This is a genomic window from Aeromonas sp. 603404 (assembly GCF_049171775.1).
Classification (GTDB): Bacteria; Pseudomonadota; Gammaproteobacteria; order Enterobacterales; family Aeromonadaceae; genus Aeromonas; species Aeromonas veronii_A.
The window spans coordinates 323,136-341,951 of record NZ_JAAKPE010000003.1; the positions used below are offsets into that span (position 1 = coordinate 323,136).

The window sequence follows — 18,816 nt, forward strand, 5'->3', positions numbered from 1 at the left end:
TTCAGGGCGGCCACGGCCAACAATGGGATAAGACATAGCAAGAGTGGGGCCAAGGCGGGATGGATTGTTCCATCTAGGCGTAGGCGGGCAAGATAAACAACAATTCAAATACGCGACCGTTCGAATATGCTTCGCTATTCTAACCTACGTTTCTATTTACCCCTTAGTGTGATAACTGCTTGAATTACACCCACAATCATCAATCCAACTGTTAACCATTTCATTGCCTTAGCCTGTGCAACATTTTCTCTATGTTTCCTCTGTTCCTCTTCATAATTAGATATTGTAACTAATGCTTGTGGTGACAATTTAAACCCATTATTACAGCGTTCCAAATCACCACTTAATAAAAGAGATTTAAGAAGCAGATCATTGTATCTTAACTGACGACTTTTATCTGGATGAAAAACCCAGCGTGCTGTATATAACAACGTAGATAAATTAATAGCACTTGTACAATAACCATGGCTATTATTATCTAGCTCTTTTTCAAGAAGTAGCTTCAGTACTTCGACTCTCTCAGAACGAATCAGTTCTTTTTTATTAAAAAGGAACTGATGCCCTTTTCCTATTAAAATCTTTATCTTGTCAACTGGTATGAGCCCTTCATAAAAATATTGAAAAATTGATTCATATCGTAAATCATAGGGGCCATAAAAATATGTTATATCTAATTCATATTCACCAAGAAGATAAAATGGAATTGATATAACTCCAAACTCCATATTTTTTTCCCAATACATTCCTGTGACGCCACCATGGCATACTTCATGACAGAGCAATGTCCATGAGTTATCACGTGATCTAAAGTAGACTACATAGCAGTCAACTTTTTTGGCATCATCCCCACTTCTTGGTATTCGCTCCGGCGCTGGTTTTTTTAGCAAACGACCAAGAATAAATCGCTCAATTGAATTCAATATACCCTCCATCTATAATCATTCTAAACACATATATCATCATCCATAGAGCATACTTAAAAATGTCTAATTAATAAAGTTTTGCAGCACTGCAAAAATAAACTTAAAAATATACATCAATAACATCTCTTAAATTTAAAACATATTATTCTTCAGTCAGAAATCTGGAACAAAACTTGCTGTATCCCTCCCCTTAGATCCCGGCAACCGGTCGCGAGGGGCCCATGACACCGACCTTTATCAAAAGCAATGCCGCCGCCCAGCTCACCATGGCCGTCGAGGTGATGGATGAGCAGGGCACAATGAACACCCGCCAAATCGCCTGTGAGCGGCCACTGACGGTCTACCTCAACTGGAAGGAGATAGTAACCCTGATGACACTGGGGGCCCGCCCCGAGGCGCTGGTACTGGGTTATCTGAAAAATCAGGGCTTTATCGAGGATATTGCGGCCATCGAGTCGGTGATTGTCGACTGGGAGAGCGAGGCCGCCGCCGTGGTGAGCAGCCAGCAGGCCGCCGATCTCGACAAGTCTCTGGAGAAGAAGACGGTCACCTCCGGCTGCGGTCAGGGCACCATGTATGGCAGCGTGATGAAGAAGCTGGAAGGGGTGGTCTTGGCGGCGCCCGAGCTTAAACAGAGCACCCTCTATGCCCTGCTCAAGGCGCTGTCGGCCCATAACGAAACCTACAAGATGGCGGGTGCAGTCCATGGCTGCGCCATCTGTCGGGGCAGCGAAATCCTCTCCTTTGTCGAGGATGTGGGGCGCCACAATGCGGTGGATACCCTGGCGGGCGAGCTCTGGATGCGCGGCGAGGCTGGCCACGACAAGATCTTCTACACCACCGGGCGGCTTACCTCGGAGATGGTGATCAAGGTGGCGCAGATGGGCATTCCAGTGCTGCTGTCGCGCTCCGGCGTCACCCAGATGGGACTGGATCTCGCCCGCCAGCTCGGCATCACCATGATTGCCCGCGCCAAGGGGCGCCATTTCGAGGTATTCAGCGGCCACGACCATATGGTGCTGGACGAGAAGCCGCCGGTGCTGGCGCCCAGTCCGGCTAGTCGCGGGATGCGGGATTAAGCCATGAATGAGTTTATGAACGTGAAGCAGGTGGCGGAATACCTCGATCTCAACGAGAAGAAGGTCTACCAGCTCGCCAACGAGGCGCGCATCCCCGCCACCAAGGCGACCGGCAAGTGGCTGTTTCCCCGCTCCCTGCTCGATCGCTGGCTGCTCGGCAGCTGCCACGAGGGGGTGATGAACGACCGGCTGCTGCTGGCAGGTTCAGACGACGTGCTGCTGCACTACGCCAGCAGCCGCTTGGCCCAGCAGCTCGGCACCCAGGCACTGGTGGGCTACACCCCGTGCGGCACCCGTCAGGGGCTAGCGATGCTGGCCCGCGGCCATGTGGATCTCTGCGCCATCCACTGGGGGCAGGCCGAGGAGGCGCACCTGCGCCACCCGGCGCTGGTGCAGCAGTATCAGGGCCACCGGCAATGGGTGATCGTTCATGGATTCAGGCGGGTGCAGGGGCTGGTGCTGCGCCAGGGGCTGCAACCCAAGGAGGCGAAAGAGGCGCTCGACTGGCGCTGGGCCATGCGTCAGGAGGGGGCTGGCAGCCAGCGCGCCCTGCAGGAGTGGCTGCAAACCCAAGGCGAGTCGCTGACCCGGCTGGAGCGCACCATTGAGGTCAACAGCGAGCGGGAGCTGGCCGCCGCCATCAGCCGTGGCGATGCGGATGTCGGGCCCGGCGCCCAGAGCACCGCCACCGAGTTTGGCCTCGGCTTTATGCCCTTGTCGCAGGAATGTTTCGATCTGGTGATGCCGCAGGGGGTATTCTTTCGCACCCTGCTGCAACAGCTGATCGGCTGGCTGCAATCCCCAGAGGGGCGCGAGCTGGCGGCCCGCCTCGGCGGCTATGACCTGACCCAGAGCGGCAAGCTGGTGTGGAGCCCGCAGTAAATAACCACTCACCCACCGACAAAACAGCCCGCCAACCATGTTGACGGGCTGTTTTTATAACGGGCCTTTTTATAACAGCATCAATCGCTTGTCTCACGCCCCTCGGCATTGAGGGCGATGCGCCACCCTTCCAGTTTCGCGGGCTCGCTGCCGCTGGGCAGCAGGGCGTGGCTGCGCAGCCGCACGGTAAAGCAGCTCCCCTGCCCCGGGGTGGAGTCCACCAAGAGCTCCCCACCCCAGCGACTGATGATGCGGTGACTCAGAGCCAGCCCCAGCCCGGTGCCGGTGGCGCGGGTGGTGAAGAAGGGGTCGAAGATCTTGTCCATGATGGCCGCCTCGATGCCGCTGCCGTTGTCGATCACCCGTACTTCTGCCCCGCGCAGCTGACCCAGTTCATCGACCCAGTCGCGGCTCTCGACCCGGATCTCCCCCAGCTCCCCCAGCGCGTGGCTGGCATTGACCAAGAGGTTTATCAGCACCTGCAATAGCTGCTGGCGGTCCGCCTCGATGGGCTGCTGGGCCCTGAGATCGGCCACCAGCTCCACCTGCTGCTGGCGCAGGGCGGAGCGCACCAGCGTCAGGCTCTCCTCGATGATGGGGTTGAGGTGCTGCCACACCGGTGCCGTCTCGTAGTCGCCGGGGCGCGAATATTGCAGCAGGCTGCGGGTGATGGCACGAATGCGCTCAATCTGGGCCAGCACCAGCGCCAGCTCCTCGCTGACCGGCTCGGCCGCCTCCCCCAGCTCCAGCTTCATCAGCTCCACGTTGCCGAGGATCACCGCCAAGGGGTTGTTGATCTCGTGGGCCACCCCGGCCGAGAGCTCGCCAAGGGCCGCCAGCTTCTCGCTGATGAGCAGCTGCTGGCGCGCCTCGGTCAGCATATGGATATGATCTTCCAGCTCGGCAGTCTTGAGCTCGAGGCTTTGGGTACGCTCGGCCACCTTCTGCTCCAGTTCGTCGGCGCTGCGAGCCATCTGCTGCTGGTGCGCTTCTTGCCTGTCCAGCATGGCGTCAAACTGGCGACCGAGTTGGGCCAGCTCGTGATCGGGGTCGAGGGCCAGCGGGCCGATGCGGGCCGACTCCCCGGCCTGCACCTGCCGCACCACCTTGTGCATCCGCTCGATGGGGGTGAAGAGATCCCGCGCGCCGCGATAGACCAGCAGGCCGGAGAGCAGCAACAGCAGCACCACGCCGGAGCCCAGCTCCACCAGATTGGTGAGGTAGGTGCGGATGATGGGCCACTCGAGAAAGCCGACATAGAGCATGCCGAGCCGTTCGCCCCTGGCCCCCAGCAGCGGCTCGTAGCCGGAGACATACCAGGCGTCGTGGACGAAAGCGCGGTCTATCCAGATATCCCCCTGCCCCAGCACCTGTTCGCGCACCGGGGGCGAGACCCGGGTGCCCACCGCCCGGCCAACCTGACGGCTGCTGCTGACCGGCACATTGGTGCTCACCCGCAGATCATCGAGAAACAGGGTGACCGTACCTATGCTCCCCTCTGGCAGGGTGTTTTTGGCAAACACCTGACCCTTGATCTCATCCACCAGCCGGGTACTGCCGTTAATCAGCTCCCCCCCCTCCAGCACGGCCCAAAGGGATCCGTCGCGCCCCATCACAGGCGTCAATGACAGACTGATCAGCCCCCGGCTCTCCACCGCTTTGGTGCCATCCCGCTGCCACAGCACGGCTCGCTTGGCCAGTTGCGGGGAGAGGGCGAGCATCTCCTGCTGCGACCAGACCACGAAGTGACTGACGCTGCGTCCGGCACTCAGGGTCGTCAGCTCCTGCGCCGTCAGAGCCTGAAGCTCGGCGCCGCTACGCAGGCGCAGAAAATCGAGACCATAGTTGGCCGCCAGCGGCATCACCCACTCGTCCAGCCGGGTTGGTGACTCACGCAGCCGCAGCTGAAAAGCCCAGGCATCCCGAAGATGTTCGAGGTGCTCGGCCTGACGCTGCTGCTGCACGCTGACCGCATGATGGGCGACGCCAAGGTCGCTGCGCACCGTGGTGAGCAGGTTCTGCCAGCTGTAGGTGAGGGTCCAGTAGAGGGTGAGCCCTATCATGCCCGCCAGGGTGAGCATGATGGGTACCGAGGTGAGCAACAGCAGGCGCCAGCGCACCTTGGTGCGCACGCAACGGGGCAACAGGGCGCGCATGCAGCGGGAGAGCAGGGTCAGTTTCATCGCCACCCCATCCGATCAGCCTTCCTCATTCGATGGCCCACTCCTTGAATTTGCGATCCAGCGTCTTGCGCGCCACCCCGAGCACCCGGGAAGCGGCCGACTTGTTGCCATCATGGCTCGCCACCACTTGCAGAATATGAGCCTTCTCCACCTCCGCCAATGGCCACTCCAGCGGGTAGCCCGCCTCGCTCCCGCCGGCTTCGGCAGGCTTGACGCTCTGCCAATATTCAGCGGGCGGCTTGCCCAGCAGCAGGCAGCGCTCAATGAGGTTGCGCAGCTCGCGCACGTTGCCGGGCCAGGGATAGGCCTGCATCGCCACCACATCCTCGTGGGTCCAGCTCAAGGAGCCCATCCCCATCTCGGCGGTGAGCTGGCGGGTAAAGTGATGTACCAGCGCGGGGATGTCGTCAATGCGATCCCGCAAGGGTGCAACCGGCAGCGCCACCACGTTGAGGCGATAGAAGAGGTCCTCGCGAAAGCGGCCCGCCTCCACCTCGGCCTTGAGGTTGCGATTGGTGGCTGCGACGATGCGCACATCCACCGACAATTCGCGCTCGGCCCCCACCGGGCGGATGGCCTTCTGCTCCAGCGCCCGCAGCAGGGAAGCCTGCATGGCAAGGGGCATCTCGCCGATCTCGTCCAAGAAGAGCGTCCCCTGATGAGCGACCCGGAACAGGCCGTCACGCCCCTTGCGGGCGCCGGTAAAGGCCCCCTGCACATGGCCAAACAGCTCGCTTTCCAGAAGCTCCGGGGCGATAGAGGCGCAGTTGAGGGGCACAAAGGCCCCCACCCGGCCGGAGAGCTGATGCAGGGCGCGGGCCACCAGCTCCTTGCCGGTGCCGGATTCCCCCTCCACCAATACGGCGGCGTTGGAGGGGGCCACTCTGGCGATCAGGGTCTTGAGCTCGCGGGTCTTGGCGCTGTCGCCGATCAGAGTGGGCGGGAACAGCTTGCTCACCTCCCGACGCAACAGCAGGTTCTCCCGCTCCATCTGACGGCGCTCGATGACCCTGTCCACCGCTTGCACCATCTGCTCCAGGTTGAAAGGCTTGAGGATAAAGTCGCAGGCTCCCAGACGCAGCGCCTTGAGGGCGGTCTCCATATCACCAAAACCGGTCATGAAGATGATGTCGCTGCGACGGGTGCCGGGCTCGATAGCCTCGTGCCACTCGATACCGGAGCGTCCCGGCATCCGGATATCGGCGATGATGAGATCGAAGTGAAGGCGGCAGCGCAAGGCTTCCGCCTCCTCCACACTGGCGGCTGTCTCTATCTGGGCGAAACGCTTGGCCAGCGCCTTGGCCAGAAAACTGCGCATGCCGGGCTCATCGTCAACGATAAGCAGGGAGAGGGCAGACCAGAGACCGGGAGAGGCTGTCATGGAAAAAAGTACCTCGAATACAGGTAAGGTCGAAGAATGTCCCGATAACCGGAACCTTTGTGGGACATTTTGTCCTTCCCGCAGCAAAATCACCAACACCAATTATTAAAAGCGATAACCGGCTCACCTAATTGCCACCATTAAATAACTGTTTTTTAAGGGCAAAGAGCTAATCTCTGTTATCAGAATCAGTTTGGCACCCCGCTTGCTTGGTCGTTTCCTCTCTCACCGACCCTGAAAGTTGCATCACGATGACGATTAAAACCAGCCTCAAACGTTTTGCCCTCTCCCTCGCCGCCAGCCTGCTGATCGCCGGTGCGGCCCACGCCGAAGCGGATACTAATGCCACAAAAGCGCCGATCCGCCTCGCCACCACCACCAGCACCGAGCAGTCCGGTCTGCTGGGCTGGCTGCTGCCCCAGTTCACCAAAGAGACCGGTTATCCGGTGCAGGTGATGGCGGCCGGTACCGGCCAGAGCCTGAAGATGGGCGAAAACGGCGACGCGGATCTGGTGATGACCCACGCCCCCTCTGCCGAGAAGAAGTTCGTTGATGCGGGCTTTGGCATCGAGCCGGTACACCTGATGTACAACGACTTCGTTATCGTCGGCCCGGCGAAAGACCCGGCGGGTCTGGCTAAATTGCACGACGCGGCCAAGGGGCTGCAAGCCATCAAGGAACAGGGCCAGACCTTTATCTCCCGCGGTGACGAGTCCGGCACCCACATCAAGGAGAAGACCCTGTGGCAAGCCGCAGACGTTAAACCCGAGTTTGCCGGTTACAAATCCATCGGCCAGGGGATGGGCCCGACCCTGACCATGGCCTCGGAGCTCGGTGCCTACACCCTGACCGACCGCGGCACCTGGCTCGCCTACCAGAGCAAGCTGGATCTCGCCGTGCTGCTGGAGGGTGACAAGCGCCTGTTCAACCCCTATCAGGTGATCCTGGTCAACCCCAAGCGCTACCCGGACCTCAACACCGAAGGGGCGCGCACCCTGAAGAACTGGCTGGTCTCCGAGCATGGCCAGAAGTTGATCGGCGACTTCAAGGTAGCCGGTCAAGCGCTGTTTGTGGCGGATGCCAACGGGAAATAATGGCAACCCCGACCCCTGCGATGACCTTGATGGCCCTCACCCGGTTCGCTGAGGGAGGCGCCTGATGCCGACATTGATCGACACGACATTAGCGGCCCTCACCCTGCTGTTCAGTGGTGACACCGAACTGTGGCAGGTGGTGGGGGTCTCCTTCTCCGTCTCCTGCATCGCCCTGCTGCTGGTGTTGCTGCCCGCCTTGCTGCTGGGCTTTGCCCTGGCCTATCTGCCGCTGCCCGGCCGCTGGCTCTGGCTCTCCTGCATCAATACCCTGCAATCGGTGCCGACCGTGGTGATTGGCCTCTTGCTCTACATGCTGCTGTCGCGGGCCGGCCCCTTTGGCGACTGGAAGCTGCTCTTTACCCAGCAGGCGATGGTAGTGGGGCAGATGCTGATCGCCTTCCCGGTGATCGCCACCATGGCTCACGCGGCGTTTGTCCAGAGCGACCGGCGCGCCTGGGAGACCGCCCTGACCCTGGGGGTCTCCTGGCCCAAGGCGCTGATCGGCCTGATGCACGAGTGCCGCTTTGGCCTGCTGGCCGCCATCATCGGCGCCTTCAGCCGTATCGTCACAGAGGTGGGCTGCTCCATGATGGTGGGGGGCAATATCCTGCACTTTACCCGCAATATCCCCACCGCCATCGCGCTGGAAACCCAGAAAGGGGCCTTCACCCAGGGGGTGGCCCTCGGCATAGTGCTGCTCACCCTCGCCCTCTTGCTCAACCTGCTGCTGACGGCGTGTCGCGGCCACAGCTATCTGAAGAACTGACCATGCCCCCACTGTGTATCAACAGGAGTACCCCATGGCCCTGACCGCCCACCAGCTGACGATGCGCTTTGGCGAGCGCCAGCTGTTCGAGATTGACCGGCTCGCCATCGCACCGGGGGATGCCATCTGGCTGCATGGAGCCAACGGGGTGGGCAAGACCACTCTGCTCAAAATCCTGGCGGGGCTGCTGGCCCCTACCCGCGGCCACACCAATCTGCCGGGGCGCTGGCAGCAGCGGCTCAATCGGCTGCTCAAGCGGGATCTGGGGCCGGGCCGGGTCACCTATCTGCACCAGACCCCCTATCTGTTCGATCGCACGGTGCACGACAACGTGGCCTGGGCGCTGGATAAACAGCTAGGCAGCGAGATCCGGGTGTTCGAGGCGCTGCGCCGGGTCGAGCTGGAGGGGCTGGCGCGGGAGCACATCAGCATTTTGTCCGGTGGCGAACGGCAACGGCTGGCGATGGCCCGTGCCTGGGCACTGCAACCTGCCTTTCTGCTGATGGATGAGCCCACCGCCAATCTGGACATACATTCGGTTGCCCTGATGGCCGCATTGGCGCAAGATCTGCGGGAACATGGCAGCGGCCTGGTCGTCATCAGCCACCAGAGCAACGCCCTGACCGACCTGTGCGAGCGGCAATGGACCCTCGCCCGTGGCCAGCTGCAAGAGACGACCCCTTTAAAAATCATCGAGCGACATGACTTCAAAAAGCGACAGCCACTCTGATCCCGTTGCCGTATCAGCAGTGATCCTGGCAGGAGGCCGCGCCACCCGCATGGGGGGCGAAGACAAGGGATGGGTAGCACTGGCGGGACGCCCTCTTATCGACCATGTTTTGGCGCGCCTGCGCCCCCAGGTGGATGAGGTGCTGATCAATGCCAACCGCAGTCAGGCCCGCTATCAGGCGCTGGCCCCGGTCATCAGCGATGACAACAACGACTATCTCGGCCCGCTGGCGGGCATGCAGGCTGGCCTTGCCGCCGCCCGTCATGACTGGGTGCTGTTCGTTCCCTGCGATGGCCCCGCCCTGCCGCTGGATCTGATGAGCCGCTTTCGCGCCGCCCTGACCCCACAGACCGAGCTGGTAGTGGCCCACGACGGCGACTGGTTGCAACCCGTGGTGGCCCTGCTGCACAAATCCCTGCACCCCTCCCTCACCGCTGCGTTGGCAGAGGGAGAGCGCAAAATCGATATCTGGTTTGCCCGCCACCATATGGCGGTGGTGAGCTTTGCCGATCAGCCGGATGCCTTTATCAATCTCAACAGCCCTGCCGAGCTGGCCGCCTACGAGGCCCGTCTGCTTGCCCCGGCTATCGACCCCCAACAAGGAGTCACCTCATGACCCCGGCCCCCACCCTTCCCCTGCTCGGCTTCGCCGCCTGGAGCGGCACCGGCAAGACCACCTTGCTGGAGCAGTTGATCCCCCTGCTGGTGGATCGCGGCCTGCGCATCGGGGTGCTCAAGCACGCCCACCACGACTTTGATATCGACCAGCCGGGCAAAGACAGCTATCGCCTGCGCAAGGCGGGTGCCCGACAGATGATGGTTGCCTCCCGCCGTCGTCATGCCCGTATCATTGAGACGGAACTGGCCGAAGCCGATTTTCGCCAGCTGCTGGCCAGCTTCGATCAGACAGAGCTCGATCTGCTGCTGGTCGAGGGGTTCAAGCACGAACACTTCCCGAAAATCGAGCTGCACCGCGCCGAGATTGGCAAGCCGCTGCTCTTCCCCGAAGACAGCGACATCATCGCGCTGGCCAGCGATCAGCCCCAACAGAGTGGCGAACAACAGCAGACAAGCCTGCCCCGACTCGATATCAACGATCTGGCGGCTATCGCCGACTTCGTTTGCCGCTGGCTTGACGGCTGCCAGAGCAAGGAGCCGGAGGCGGGCAAGGGCTTTCTCTCGGTCGAGGCGGCCCGCAACGCCATTCTGGCGGCCCTCACCCCGAGCACGGCCTGCTCCGAAAAACCACTGGCCCAGTGCCACGGCGCCGTGCTGGCCGCAGATCTGATAAGCCCCATCAATGTGCCGCCCCATGCCAACTCGGCGATGGATGGCATCGGCCTTCGCAGCGACGATCTCGCCGCCGGTCGCTGGCAACTGGTGGGGGAAGTGCTGGCGGGCCAGCAGCGCCACGAGCCTGTGCTGGCCGGTCAGGCGGTGCAGATCATGACCGGCGCTCCGCTGCCCCCCGGGGTAGATACTGTGGTGATGCGGGAAGAGACGCTGATTGAAGGTGAGTGGGTCACGGTCACCTCACCGATCCGCGCAGGGCAGAATGTGCGCCTCGCCGGGGAAGATCTCGCCAAAGGTGCGGTCGCCATCCCGGCCGGTACCTGGCTTGGCGCCCCCCAGCTGGGGCTGGCGGCATCACTCGGTCAGGCATCGCTCTGCGTGCGCACCCCGCTGAAAGTGGCGCTGTTCAGTACCGGTGACGAGGTGCAGGCGCCGGGCGAGCAGCTCGCCCCCGGCCATATCTTCGACAGCAACCGCTTCACCCTGATGGCCCTTATCCGCGCCGCCGGTTGTGAGGTGATGGACCTTGGCATCATTCCCGATGACAAAACCATCCTGCGCCAGCAGCTGGAGCAGGCCGCCGCCAGCGCCGATCTGGTGCTGAGCTCGGGCGGGGTCTCGGTAGGCAACGCCGACTTTATCAAGCTGGTGCTGGCAGAGCTCGGCCAGATCGATTTCTGGCGCATCCAGATGCGCCCGGGCCGCCCGCTCGCCTTTGGCAAGCTGGGGCAGACCCCCTTCTTCGGCCTGCCGGGCAATCCGGTGGCGGCGATGATCTGCGTACTGCAATTTGTCGAGCCTGCCATCGCCCGCCTACAGGGCAAGCGGTGGCAGCCGCTGCGCCTCTCGGCACTGGCGGACGAGAAGATGAAGAGCCGCCCGGGGCGCACCGAGTTTCTGCGCGGCATCTTCCATCAGGACCGTAACGGCCAGCTGAGGGTGTGCACCACAGGGCCACAGGGCTCCGGCATTCTCAGCTCCATGGCCGATGCCAACTGCCTGATTGAAATCGTACCGGATCAACCCGGGATCGCCGTTGGCGAGCGGGTCTGGATCCACCCCCTGCAGGGACGACTGGCCTAAATCCCGACGGGGCGTTGGCCGGATGCACGGCGCCCCGTCCCCCACCTGACAGGAGGCAGACCGTGCGTCTTGATGCCCCCCTCTCCCGACTCGATCTGCTGGTCTATGGCCGCTACCGGATCGTCCATGGCCTGCGCATTGCGCTCGCCTTTATGCTCACCTTTCTGCTGACCCGCGAGCTGAAACTGCCGGAGAGCACCTGGCCGCTGATAACCTTGGTGGTGGTGATGGGCCCCATCTCGTTCTGGGGCAATGTGCTCTCCCGCGCCCTGCAGCGGGTGGTGGGCACCATCTTCGGCGCCAGTTGCGGGGTGGTGGCGCTCTATCTCGAGATCTACTCGCTACCGCTTACCCTGATCTGGTGCGGGTGCATCATGTTTCTCTGCGGCTATCTGGCCCTCGGCAAGCGCCCCTATGTGGGGCTGCTGATCGGCATCACCCTGGGAGTCACCATGGGGGCCATGCCGGGGGATATAGAGACGGCGCTGTGGCGCAGTGCCGACGTGATACTGGGCTCCCTGCTGGCACTGCTCTTTTGCAGCATCTACCCCCAGCGGGCCTACAGCCACTGGCGGCTGCAACTGCACCAGATCCTGCAGCAGTCGGGGCGGCTCTATCACACTCACCTCTCCCCCAATGTGCTGGAGCGCCCGCGCCTCAAGCACAATCTCTCCCAGCTGTTGGCACAGACCGGCAAACTGCGGGCCCTGCTGGCCCCGGCGGCCAAGGAGACGCGCCACAGCGTCGCCCTGTTTGATGCGGTGCAGGTCACCATGCGCAACACCCTCTGCACTCTTGAGATGCTGGCCAACACCTACTGGAACGATCGGGAGAGCCACTTCCTGATGCAGAGCACGGCTGCGCTGCAAGCCTGCCATCTGGCCACCGAGGAGGCGATCAACCAGCTTGCCCTGATGATGCAAACCGGTGACGGGCGTGGCGCGGATGCCGCCATCGTCCGCCTGCACGAGGTAGCAACCCAGGTATCGCTCCCCCCCAATACCGAGGCGGCCATCAATGGCTACCTCTGGCTCAACGTGCAACTGACCGAGCAGCTCACCCACCTGCGCCGCCTGCTGGGGCTGATCCTCACCCCGCCCCATCGCAAGCAGCCCGACTAGGCCCAATGCAAAACGCCCCGCAGTTGCGGGGCGTTTTGCTATCTGACTGGCCGCTTGGACCATGAAGGCAGCAAATCTTAACTGGCATTGGCCAGCGGTTGCTCGGTGGTGAGGTAGAGGGAGAAATCCTGAATACCTGCCTGCAGGGCGGCAAAACAGTCGGGGTCTATCGCGGTGCCCAGATTCTCCGCCATCATCTCCAGCGCCTGCGGCACAGGGATGGCGCCGCGATAGGGGCGCTTGGCGGTGATGGCATCGAAGATGTCGGCTGTGGTGATGATGCGCGTCTCAAGGGTAATCTCGTCCCCTTTCAGCCCCTTGGGGTAGCCTTTGCCATCGAGCCGCTCATGGTGGGCGCCCGCCACTTTCGCCAGCTCCTCGAAGACACCGATACGGCTCAGGATCTCCTCGGTGTAGGCGGCATGCATCTGCACCGCCGCCCACTCCTGTGCATCGAGTTTGCCCGGCTTGTCGAGAATGGCGTTGCTCACCCCGAGCTTGCCCACGTCATGGAGCAAGGCGCCCCGCTTGAGCCAGCGTCGACGCGACTCGGACAACCCCATCTGGGTGGCAAGAATATCGGTATAGAGCGCCACCCTGCCGCTGTGACCCGCAGTGTAGGGACTTTTGGAGTCCACCACCTGCCCGAAGGCAGCCGCGATTTCGTCCAGATAATCTTCATCCAGCGCTACCTCCCCCTGTCCGGCCGGTTGGACCAGCACCCACTCGGTCAACCGGGGATCGGCCAGCCCTTGCCAGAACTCCTCGTCGGCCAGCGCTTCAAATTCGCGAACCAGTGCCGGATCAAACCAGCTGCCGCTGCGCTCGCGCAGCTCCTTGAGCGCCGCATCCGGGCCTGCGGCTGCGTGAAACACATCCACCACCTGACAGAGCAGGGCAATGCGCGAGAAGAGCGGGATCGCCTCGCCAGCCAGTTGCAGGGGCCGACCTTTGCCATTCCAGTGTTCATCAAGGGAGAGGATGCCATCGGCCACCTCGTCACTGAAACGCAGCTGGCGAGCAATATCCGCCCCCCGATGACAGCGGGTCTGGATCAGTTCGTTGGCAATCTGGTCACCGTTGCGAAAGATATGAAACAGGCTGCGAAAACGTCCCAGCAGATCCGCCTGCAAGCCGGTGTGGCCCAGCACAAAGTTGACTACCTCGGAGAGGGAGCCATCCACCAGTTTGAAATCGCGTTTGAAGTGAAGATCGTCGGTGAGATAGAGCTCGCAGATGCGGGCAGCATTGCTGCTGCACCCAAGATCCTTGAGCAGGAGCGTGTAGTAGAGATCATGGCGCAGCCGGGCATCCAGTCCCAGCCGCTCCCCCAGACGGGAACCTATCCAGCAGCAGCGAATGCAATGCCCTCTTGGTTGCCCCTCGGTCATGTCGAGTGCATGACTGAGGGAACCAATCAACTCCGCCAATCGCAATCCATTCACCGTCATAGTCTACTCCCTTAGACATCATGGCGATTTTGCCAGCTGCTTATGTATACCCTATCTGGTGCCGGATAGATCTGGATTCAGTTGAATTTAGGCAGCAGCCTTGCCCTGATTCACCCGCTCTTCCAGCTCAGCACGGCTCAGGGTAGAGACGAAGCGACCGTCGAAGTAGATATCCATCAGCTCGCCGCGCTTCTCGCCACGCATCATGCTGCTGCGACCATCCAGATAGTGCACCTCCATCTGGGCGGTATGCTCGTCGGGATAGCTGATCTCTACCTCACGCACCCCTTGCGGCAGCATGGCCAGCGGCACTTTGTGAAGAGAAGGGTCGAGGTGCTGGTTCACCTTGATTACCGGATCGGCTTTCATGTCCACCACAGCCGGAGATTTGCCGGTGATGGGGTTCTTGCCAGACCAGAACTCGATGGTATTGAAGACGAACAGGTCAGCGGTCGCGGCCAGACCGTAGACAGGGGAGAGCAGCATAAAGACCCCGGCACGAGCGTAGCGGTTATCCACCACGCTCAGGTTGCCCTTGGTGACCATGCCGGAAAGCCCCATCTGCCCCATACAGCCGCCCAGCCCCATGCTCGCGACCATAACCAGCAGGGCCATTGCCCGCCCCTTCTGTTGTAATGCCATCTTGTTCTGTTCCTGCTCTGAAATAAATGAGGCGGCAAGCCTAATCAAGGGGCCAGAAGAGGACAATTCACAATGGCGGGACGATACAGGAGGGGTTCAGATTGGCGTACCAAGTGAGCAATAAATAAGCACCGATGGAATAATCATCCATTCGGTGCCTCGTTCAACAACCAATAACCGTCAGGAGCCGATGGCCAGATTGGAGACTGTCTCGGTCACATTGATGGCGCCCTGCTCGATCTGTGACATCACGCCACTCACCTCGCCGATCTGCTCCTTGCCACGCTGGGCACTGGTGGCCACCTCATTGATGTTGCCGGTGATCTGGGCCGTCAGTTCGCGGTTTTTCTGAACCACGCTGGCGATCTCGCCGGTCGAGAGGGAGGTGCGCGCAGCCAGCTGACGTACTTCGTCGGCCACCACCGCAAAACCGCGCCCCTGATCGCCGGCCCGGGCTGCCTCAATGGCGGCGTTAAGGGCCAGCAGATTGGTCTGCTCGGCAATACTGCTGATGGTAGATACGATGGCTTCAATGCTTTTCGACTGCTCATTGAGCTGGCCAATCAGACCGGAAGTGCGGCTCACCTGTTCGGAAATGGCGCTGGAGATGGCAACCGATGCCGCCAGCAGTTCAGACCCGGTTTCGGCAAAGCGGGTGGTCTCCTGCGAAATGGTCTGGGCTATGTTGGCCGCCTCGCTCACTGCCTGGGAGCGCTTGATCCGCTCTGTCACCTCACTGGCAAACTTGATCACCTTGACCACCTTGCCGCTCTCATCCTTGATGGGGTTGTAGGTAGCCTCCAGCCAGATCTCGTTGCCGTGGCTGTCACGACGACTGAACAGCCCCGACTTGAGCTGGCCGTGGGCCAGATCGTCCCAGAAGTGAGGTTGCTCGTGATAGAAGCTCTCATCGCAAAACAGCCTGTGATGCTGCCCCTTGAGCTGCGACAGGGAGTAACCGACGCAGGAGAGGAAATTCTGATTGGCCGTCACAATCTCCCCCTTGGGGGTGAACTCGATAATGGCGAGTGCCCGATCGAGTGCCGAGATGATCGCTTTCTGACGACTCAACTGCTGATAACTCTCGGTGATATCGGAGGCTATCTTGACGACCCTGACCACCTTGCCCTCAACCTTGACCGGGAAGTAGGTAGCCTCCAGCCACAACTCCCTGCCATGTTTGTCAATGCGCTGGTAGATGCCACTGTGGGAATGCCCCTGACGCAACTGTTCCCAAAACTGGGCATAGGAGGATGACTGGGCGTAGTGGGCATCACAAAAGATCCGGTGGTGTTTACCAATCACCTCCTGCTCGCTATAGCCCACCACACTCAGAAACAGCGGGTTCGCCTCGAGGATCTCGCCACTTGGTGTGAAACTGATGGTAGCGACACCGACTTTTACTGCATCAATAAATGCCTGGGCCTGGGCCAACTGCATTTGACACGCTTGTAATTCCGCTTTGAGTTTGAAGTTGAACATCTTGCCCTGCCCCTCTGTTACCTGTTTACAACTACATCACATCTGCATGAACTTTAGCCGAGAAAGCAGAGGGATAACGGGGTCCCATCGATTAAGGTGCCAGATCCCACTCCAGATAGGCCGGATTGGCGACAAAGCCGATCCGCTCATAGAGTGGACGCCCCTGCTCGCTGGCATGGAGCCACACCTTTCCCAGCTGACGCGATCTGGCAAAGGCCGTTATGGCATCGAGCAGCGCCGTGGCGATCCCCTGCTGGCGCCATTGTGGCCGCGTATACATGTTGAGCAGATACCCCTCCATCCCCGCCAGATTGCCGGGATAGGGCGGCCGTTCAAACAATGCCAGCGTCCCTGCCGCCACGATCTGTTTGCCGCCCTCCTGCGTATCGGCCTCAGCCAGCCAGGATAGAGCCCTCTCTTCACTCATCGCCCGGGTAAAGTAGTCAAGGGTGGCCTGCCACAAGGCCGGGTCTGCCTGCGGCGTCACCAACTCACCGACCTCACAAAACAGCTCCATGCGCAGCGCCACCAGTGTGGGAATATCTGCGGCCCTTGCCTGACGAATGATCATTGGCTGCTCCTTTTCTCTCATGGGAAATTTCGCCGGCCGTCATTATGACAAAGAGCGCCTTGTGGCGCTCTTTGTCATTGGGGAAATCACTGATAAATCAATGGCTGCGACGTGTCAGCCAGTGATCCAGGCTCAGCACACCGCCGCCCCAGATGATAAGGATCAGCAGCATCCAGCCCCACAGCTGGTGATCGTAAAAGCCACCCGCCCAGAGGGTCGGGTAGGAGATCACCGCCATGATATTGAAGCCAAACAGCAGCAAGGCGGCCGGGCGAGTAAAAAGCCCCGCCAGCAGGAAGAGCGGCAACAGCAGCTCGGTCGCCGTACCCAGATAAGCAGCCCACAACCAGGGCAGCAGGGGCACCTGATACTCGGATTCAAACAGATAGAGGGTGGAATCCCACGCCGTCAGCTTGAGCCAGCCTGAAGTGATAAAAACCGAGGCGACCCAAAGCCGCGCCAACAACAGCACACCAGCACTGCTCCAGCGCGGCAAATCACCACTCGAGCTGGCCAGCGCCAGCCATTTGTTTGCCATCATGGCATTACCTCCATATCCACCAGCAGACCAAGGGTTATCAGGCGAGTGAGATGTTCACTGGCCGCAGGGTCGGCCGCAAGCAGATCGACCAGCGCCGTACCAGCGAGACAATCCTGTAGCAGCGCCCACTCACCCGCCGTCAGGGGCAAGGGGGCAACCCGGCAATCCGGCTGTTTCTTCAGTGCCAACCAGACGGGGGCATCAAGCACCTCCACCGCTTCACCACAGTGCAGCGCCATCTGCCACAGGGCCAGCACCGGATAATCGCTGGCAACCAGCAGCAGATCCGTGGCTGGCAACAGCCGCAGCCGCTCCCATTGTTGCGGCGATAATGCGGCCAGACGCTCGGCTGGCCAGCAGCGTGATTCCAGCGGCAGCAGACTGGCACGCTCAAGCTGCCATTCGAACTGAGCCAGCGCCTCCAGCCAGGGCAGCCCGGTTGTAGTCGGCAAGCGGGCCAACCATTGGCCAAATCCGGCGCCATAATGCATGACGCTCCCTTCCCTGAGCGGCTCGGCCAATACGAAGCCACGGGCCGCCGCTGCAAAAAAGTCATCCCCGACCATAGCCTTGACGGCGGGATAACTGCTCGCCAGCACCTCGCCAAGGCTCAGGATGAAGTGGTTGCGATAGACCTGCAGCACAGATTCGGCAGAAAAGAGCCGGGAGCTGATGTGAGGGGAAATGGCGTCAGGCGCCCCCAGCAGACCATCGGCAAAGTGCTGTTGCAGCTGTGCCAGTTCAGCCATGGGCCACCTCCCGTGGTGCACTCATGGCACGCGCCTCATCCAGAATGGCGCCGGCCTGCGCCGCCTCTGCCAGCAAGACCGACAGCGGCGGGATCTCGAGGTCCCACTCAATCAGGGTGGGAATGGCCTGCTTGCGGCAGATCTGGCGATAGAGTTCCCAGACCGGCTCCACTACAGGGACGCTGTGGGTATCGATATAGAGGGAGCCTTCCGGCAGCTGTTTCTCGGTATAACCGGCCAGATGGATCTCCCCGACGGTGGCGAGATCGATCGCCGCCAGATACTCATCGCAAGAGAAACCGTGATTGAAGGCACTGACATAGAGATTGTTGAGGTCGAGCAGGATGCCACATTCGCTGCGCTGCTGCAGCTCGGCCAGAAATTCCCACTCGCTCATCTCCCCGGGCAGTTGCAGATAGGAGGAGGGATTTTCAATCAACATGCGGCAACCCAGGGTCTGTTGTACCTGCTGGATCTTGTCGCTCATGTTGCGCAGGGAGGCTCGGGTATAGGGCACCGGTAGCAGATCGTTGAAGTAACGCCCGCCAATGCTGCCCCAGCTGAGATGTTCGGAGATCCGTACCGGTTTGATCGCCGCGGCCAGTGTCGACAACTGCTGCAGATGGTGCGGATCGAGCGGGTCGGCAGAACCGAGGGACATGCCAACGCCGTGAAGACTGACGGGGTAGTGTTGCGCCAGTTCGGCGAGCACCTGAAAACCCTGGCTGTGCCGTTCGAAGTAATTTTCACTGTGCACCTCCAGCCAACCGACTGCCGGCAGGGTTTGCCGGATCTCATCGTAATGGGGAGTGCGTAATCCGATACCAATCAAAGGGTTCATCGCA

The 18,816-nt window shown here is 60.9% G+C and carries 18 protein-coding genes; 8 read left to right on the plus strand and 10 right to left on the minus strand.

What is annotated here, in order from left to right; translation table 11 throughout:
* Nucleotides 1–152 precede the first annotated feature (152 nt).
* Nucleotides 153–920 (minus strand): hypothetical protein, encoded by a 768-nt coding sequence (locus G5306_RS07100; RefSeq protein WP_421312627.1) that lies wholly within the window; start codon nt 918–920, stop codon nt 153–155.
* A 224-nt stretch (nt 921–1,144) separates the two neighbouring features.
* Here G5306_RS07100 and G5306_RS07105 point away from each other — a divergent pair, with 224 nt between their 5' ends.
* Nucleotides 1,145–2,002, plus strand: coding sequence for a formate dehydrogenase accessory sulfurtransferase FdhD (locus G5306_RS07105; protein ID WP_421312628.1), 858 nt, complete (start codon nt 1,145–1,147; stop codon nt 2,000–2,002).
* Between the two features lie 15 nt (nt 2,003–2,017).
* The gene (locus tag G5306_RS07110) at nt 2,018–2,884 is read left to right on the plus strand and encodes a helix-turn-helix transcriptional regulator (protein ID WP_005312265.1); all 867 of its coding nucleotides are present in this window, start codon (nt 2,018–2,020) and stop codon (nt 2,882–2,884) included.
* Between the two features lie 80 nt (nt 2,885–2,964).
* On the opposite strand, the gene G5306_RS07115 is transcribed toward G5306_RS07110, so the two are convergent.
* Together G5306_RS07115 and G5306_RS07120 are read right to left on the minus strand one after the other, a co-directional pair.
* The gene (locus G5306_RS07115) at nt 2,965–5,067 is read right to left on the minus strand and encodes a sensor histidine kinase (protein ID WP_421312629.1); all 2,103 of its coding nucleotides are present in this window, start codon (nt 5,065–5,067) and stop codon (nt 2,965–2,967) included.
* Between the two features lie 25 nt (nt 5,068–5,092).
* On the minus strand, nt 5,093–6,448 hold the full coding sequence (locus tag G5306_RS07120; RefSeq protein ID WP_111900509.1) for a sigma-54-dependent transcriptional regulator: 1,356 nt from the start codon (nt 6,446–6,448) through the stop codon (nt 5,093–5,095).
* 251 nt (nt 6,449–6,699) lie between these two features.
* Between G5306_RS07120 and G5306_RS07125 the strand changes: the two genes are divergently transcribed.
* The 6 genes from G5306_RS07125 (at nt 6,700) to G5306_RS07150 (ending at nt 12,535) form a co-directional block, all read left to right on the plus strand.
* Nucleotides 6,700–7,542: a substrate-binding domain-containing protein gene (locus G5306_RS07125; protein WP_201997972.1), complete on the plus strand. Its 843-nt coding sequence runs from the start codon at nt 6,700–6,702 to the stop codon at nt 7,540–7,542.
* Nucleotides 7,543–7,606: 64 nt separating this feature from the next.
* The gene (locus tag G5306_RS07130) at nt 7,607–8,308 is read left to right on the plus strand and encodes an ABC transporter permease (protein ID WP_421312630.1); all 702 of its coding nucleotides are present in this window, start codon (nt 7,607–7,609) and stop codon (nt 8,306–8,308) included.
* A 34-nt stretch (nt 8,309–8,342) separates the two neighbouring features.
* Entirely contained in the window at nt 8,343–9,038 is a 696-nt protein-coding gene (locus G5306_RS07135; protein WP_270905921.1) for an energy-coupling factor ABC transporter ATP-binding protein, read from the plus strand.
* Nucleotides 9,010–9,654: a molybdenum cofactor guanylyltransferase MobA gene (gene mobA, locus G5306_RS07140; RefSeq protein ID WP_421312631.1), complete on the plus strand. Its 645-nt coding sequence runs from the start codon at nt 9,010–9,012 to the stop codon at nt 9,652–9,654. The genes G5306_RS07135 and mobA overlap by 29 nt, the downstream gene beginning before the upstream one ends.
* Nucleotides 9,651–11,414, plus strand: a complete 1,764-nt coding sequence (locus G5306_RS07145; RefSeq protein WP_421312632.1) for a bifunctional molybdopterin-guanine dinucleotide biosynthesis adaptor protein MobB/molybdopterin molybdotransferase MoeA — start codon at nt 9,651–9,653, stop codon at nt 11,412–11,414. Before mobA ends, G5306_RS07145 begins: the two co-directional genes overlap by 4 nt.
* Nucleotides 11,415–11,476: 62 nt before the next feature.
* Nucleotides 11,477–12,535: an FUSC family protein gene (locus tag G5306_RS07150; protein ID WP_421312633.1), complete on the plus strand. Its 1,059-nt coding sequence runs from the start codon at nt 11,477–11,479 to the stop codon at nt 12,533–12,535.
* Nucleotides 12,536–12,612: 77 nt separating this feature from the next.
* On the opposite strand, the gene G5306_RS07155 is transcribed toward G5306_RS07150, so the two are convergent.
* The 7 genes from G5306_RS07155 to G5306_RS07185 all read right to left on the minus strand — a co-directional run bounded on the left by G5306_RS07155 (nt 12,613) and on the right by G5306_RS07185 (nt 18,812).
* Complete coding sequence (locus tag G5306_RS07155; protein WP_337072390.1) at nt 12,613–13,986, minus strand: HD-GYP domain-containing protein; 1,374 nt, start codon at nt 13,984–13,986, stop codon at nt 12,613–12,615.
* An 87-nt stretch (nt 13,987–14,073) separates the two neighbouring features.
* Entirely contained in the window at nt 14,074–14,628 is a 555-nt protein-coding gene (locus G5306_RS07160) for a DUF3332 domain-containing protein (RefSeq protein ID WP_421312634.1), read from the minus strand.
* A gap of 180 nt (nt 14,629–14,808) precedes the next feature.
* On the minus strand, nt 14,809–16,110 hold the full coding sequence (locus G5306_RS07165) for a methyl-accepting chemotaxis protein (protein WP_216978275.1): 1,302 nt from the start codon (nt 16,108–16,110) through the stop codon (nt 14,809–14,811).
* A 91-nt stretch (nt 16,111–16,201) separates the two neighbouring features.
* Complete coding sequence (locus G5306_RS07170) at nt 16,202–16,681, minus strand: GNAT family N-acetyltransferase (protein ID WP_216978274.1); 480 nt, start codon at nt 16,679–16,681, stop codon at nt 16,202–16,204.
* A gap of 97 nt (nt 16,682–16,778) precedes the next feature.
* Nucleotides 16,779–17,222 carry a DoxX family protein gene (locus tag G5306_RS07175; RefSeq protein ID WP_158112124.1) on the minus strand — a complete coding sequence of 148 codons (444 nt, stop codon included), beginning with the start codon at nt 17,220–17,222 and terminating at the stop codon, nt 16,779–16,781.
* Entirely contained in the window at nt 17,219–17,971 is a 753-nt protein-coding gene (locus G5306_RS07180) for a DNA-binding domain-containing protein (protein WP_216953114.1), read from the minus strand. Before G5306_RS07180 ends, G5306_RS07175 begins: the two co-directional genes overlap by 4 nt.
* Nucleotides 17,964–18,812: a DUF692 domain-containing protein gene (locus G5306_RS07185; protein ID WP_421296341.1), complete on the minus strand. Its 849-nt coding sequence runs from the start codon at nt 18,810–18,812 to the stop codon at nt 17,964–17,966. The genes G5306_RS07180 and G5306_RS07185 overlap by 8 nt, the downstream gene beginning before the upstream one ends.
* Nucleotides 18,813–18,816 lie beyond the last annotated feature (4 nt).

Coding starts and splice junctions, on each gene's coding strand:
- G5306_RS07115 (WP_421312629.1), bottom strand. CDS start 5,067: ATGAAACTGACCCTGCTCTCCCGCTGCATGCGCGCCCTGTTGCCCCGT.
- G5306_RS07165 (WP_216978275.1), bottom strand. CDS start 16,110: ATGTTCAACTTCAAACTCAAAGCGGAATTACAAGCGTGTCAAATGCAG.
- G5306_RS07160 (WP_421312634.1), bottom strand. CDS start 14,628: ATGGCATTACAACAGAAGGGGCGGGCAATGGCCCTGCTGGTTATGGTC.
- G5306_RS07110 (WP_005312265.1), top strand. CDS start 2,018: ATGAACGTGAAGCAGGTGGCGGAATACCTCGATCTCAACGAGAAGAAG.
- G5306_RS07125 (WP_201997972.1), top strand. CDS start 6,700: ATGACGATTAAAACCAGCCTCAAACGTTTTGCCCTCTCCCTCGCCGCC.
- mobA (WP_421312631.1), top strand. CDS start 9,010: ATGACTTCAAAAAGCGACAGCCACTCTGATCCCGTTGCCGTATCAGCA.
- G5306_RS07155 (WP_337072390.1), bottom strand. CDS start 13,986: ATGACGGTGAATGGATTGCGATTGGCGGAGTTGATTGGTTCCCTCAGT.
- G5306_RS07185 (WP_421296341.1), bottom strand. CDS start 18,812: ATGAACCCTTTGATTGGTATCGGATTACGCACTCCCCATTACGATGAG.
- G5306_RS07175 (WP_158112124.1), bottom strand. CDS start 17,222: ATGATGGCAAACAAATGGCTGGCGCTGGCCAGCTCGAGTGGTGATTTG.
- G5306_RS07135 (WP_270905921.1), top strand. CDS start 8,343: ATGGCCCTGACCGCCCACCAGCTGACGATGCGCTTTGGCGAGCGCCAG.
- G5306_RS07180 (WP_216953114.1), bottom strand. CDS start 17,971: ATGGCTGAACTGGCACAGCTGCAACAGCACTTTGCCGATGGTCTGCTG.
- G5306_RS07105 (WP_421312628.1), top strand. CDS start 1,145: ATGACACCGACCTTTATCAAAAGCAATGCCGCCGCCCAGCTCACCATG.
- G5306_RS07145 (WP_421312632.1), top strand. CDS start 9,651: ATGACCCCGGCCCCCACCCTTCCCCTGCTCGGCTTCGCCGCCTGGAGC.
- G5306_RS07130 (WP_421312630.1), top strand. CDS start 7,607: ATGCCGACATTGATCGACACGACATTAGCGGCCCTCACCCTGCTGTTC.
- G5306_RS07170 (WP_216978274.1), bottom strand. CDS start 16,681: ATGATCATTCGTCAGGCAAGGGCCGCAGATATTCCCACACTGGTGGCG.
- G5306_RS07120 (WP_111900509.1), bottom strand. CDS start 6,448: ATGACAGCCTCTCCCGGTCTCTGGTCTGCCCTCTCCCTGCTTATCGTT.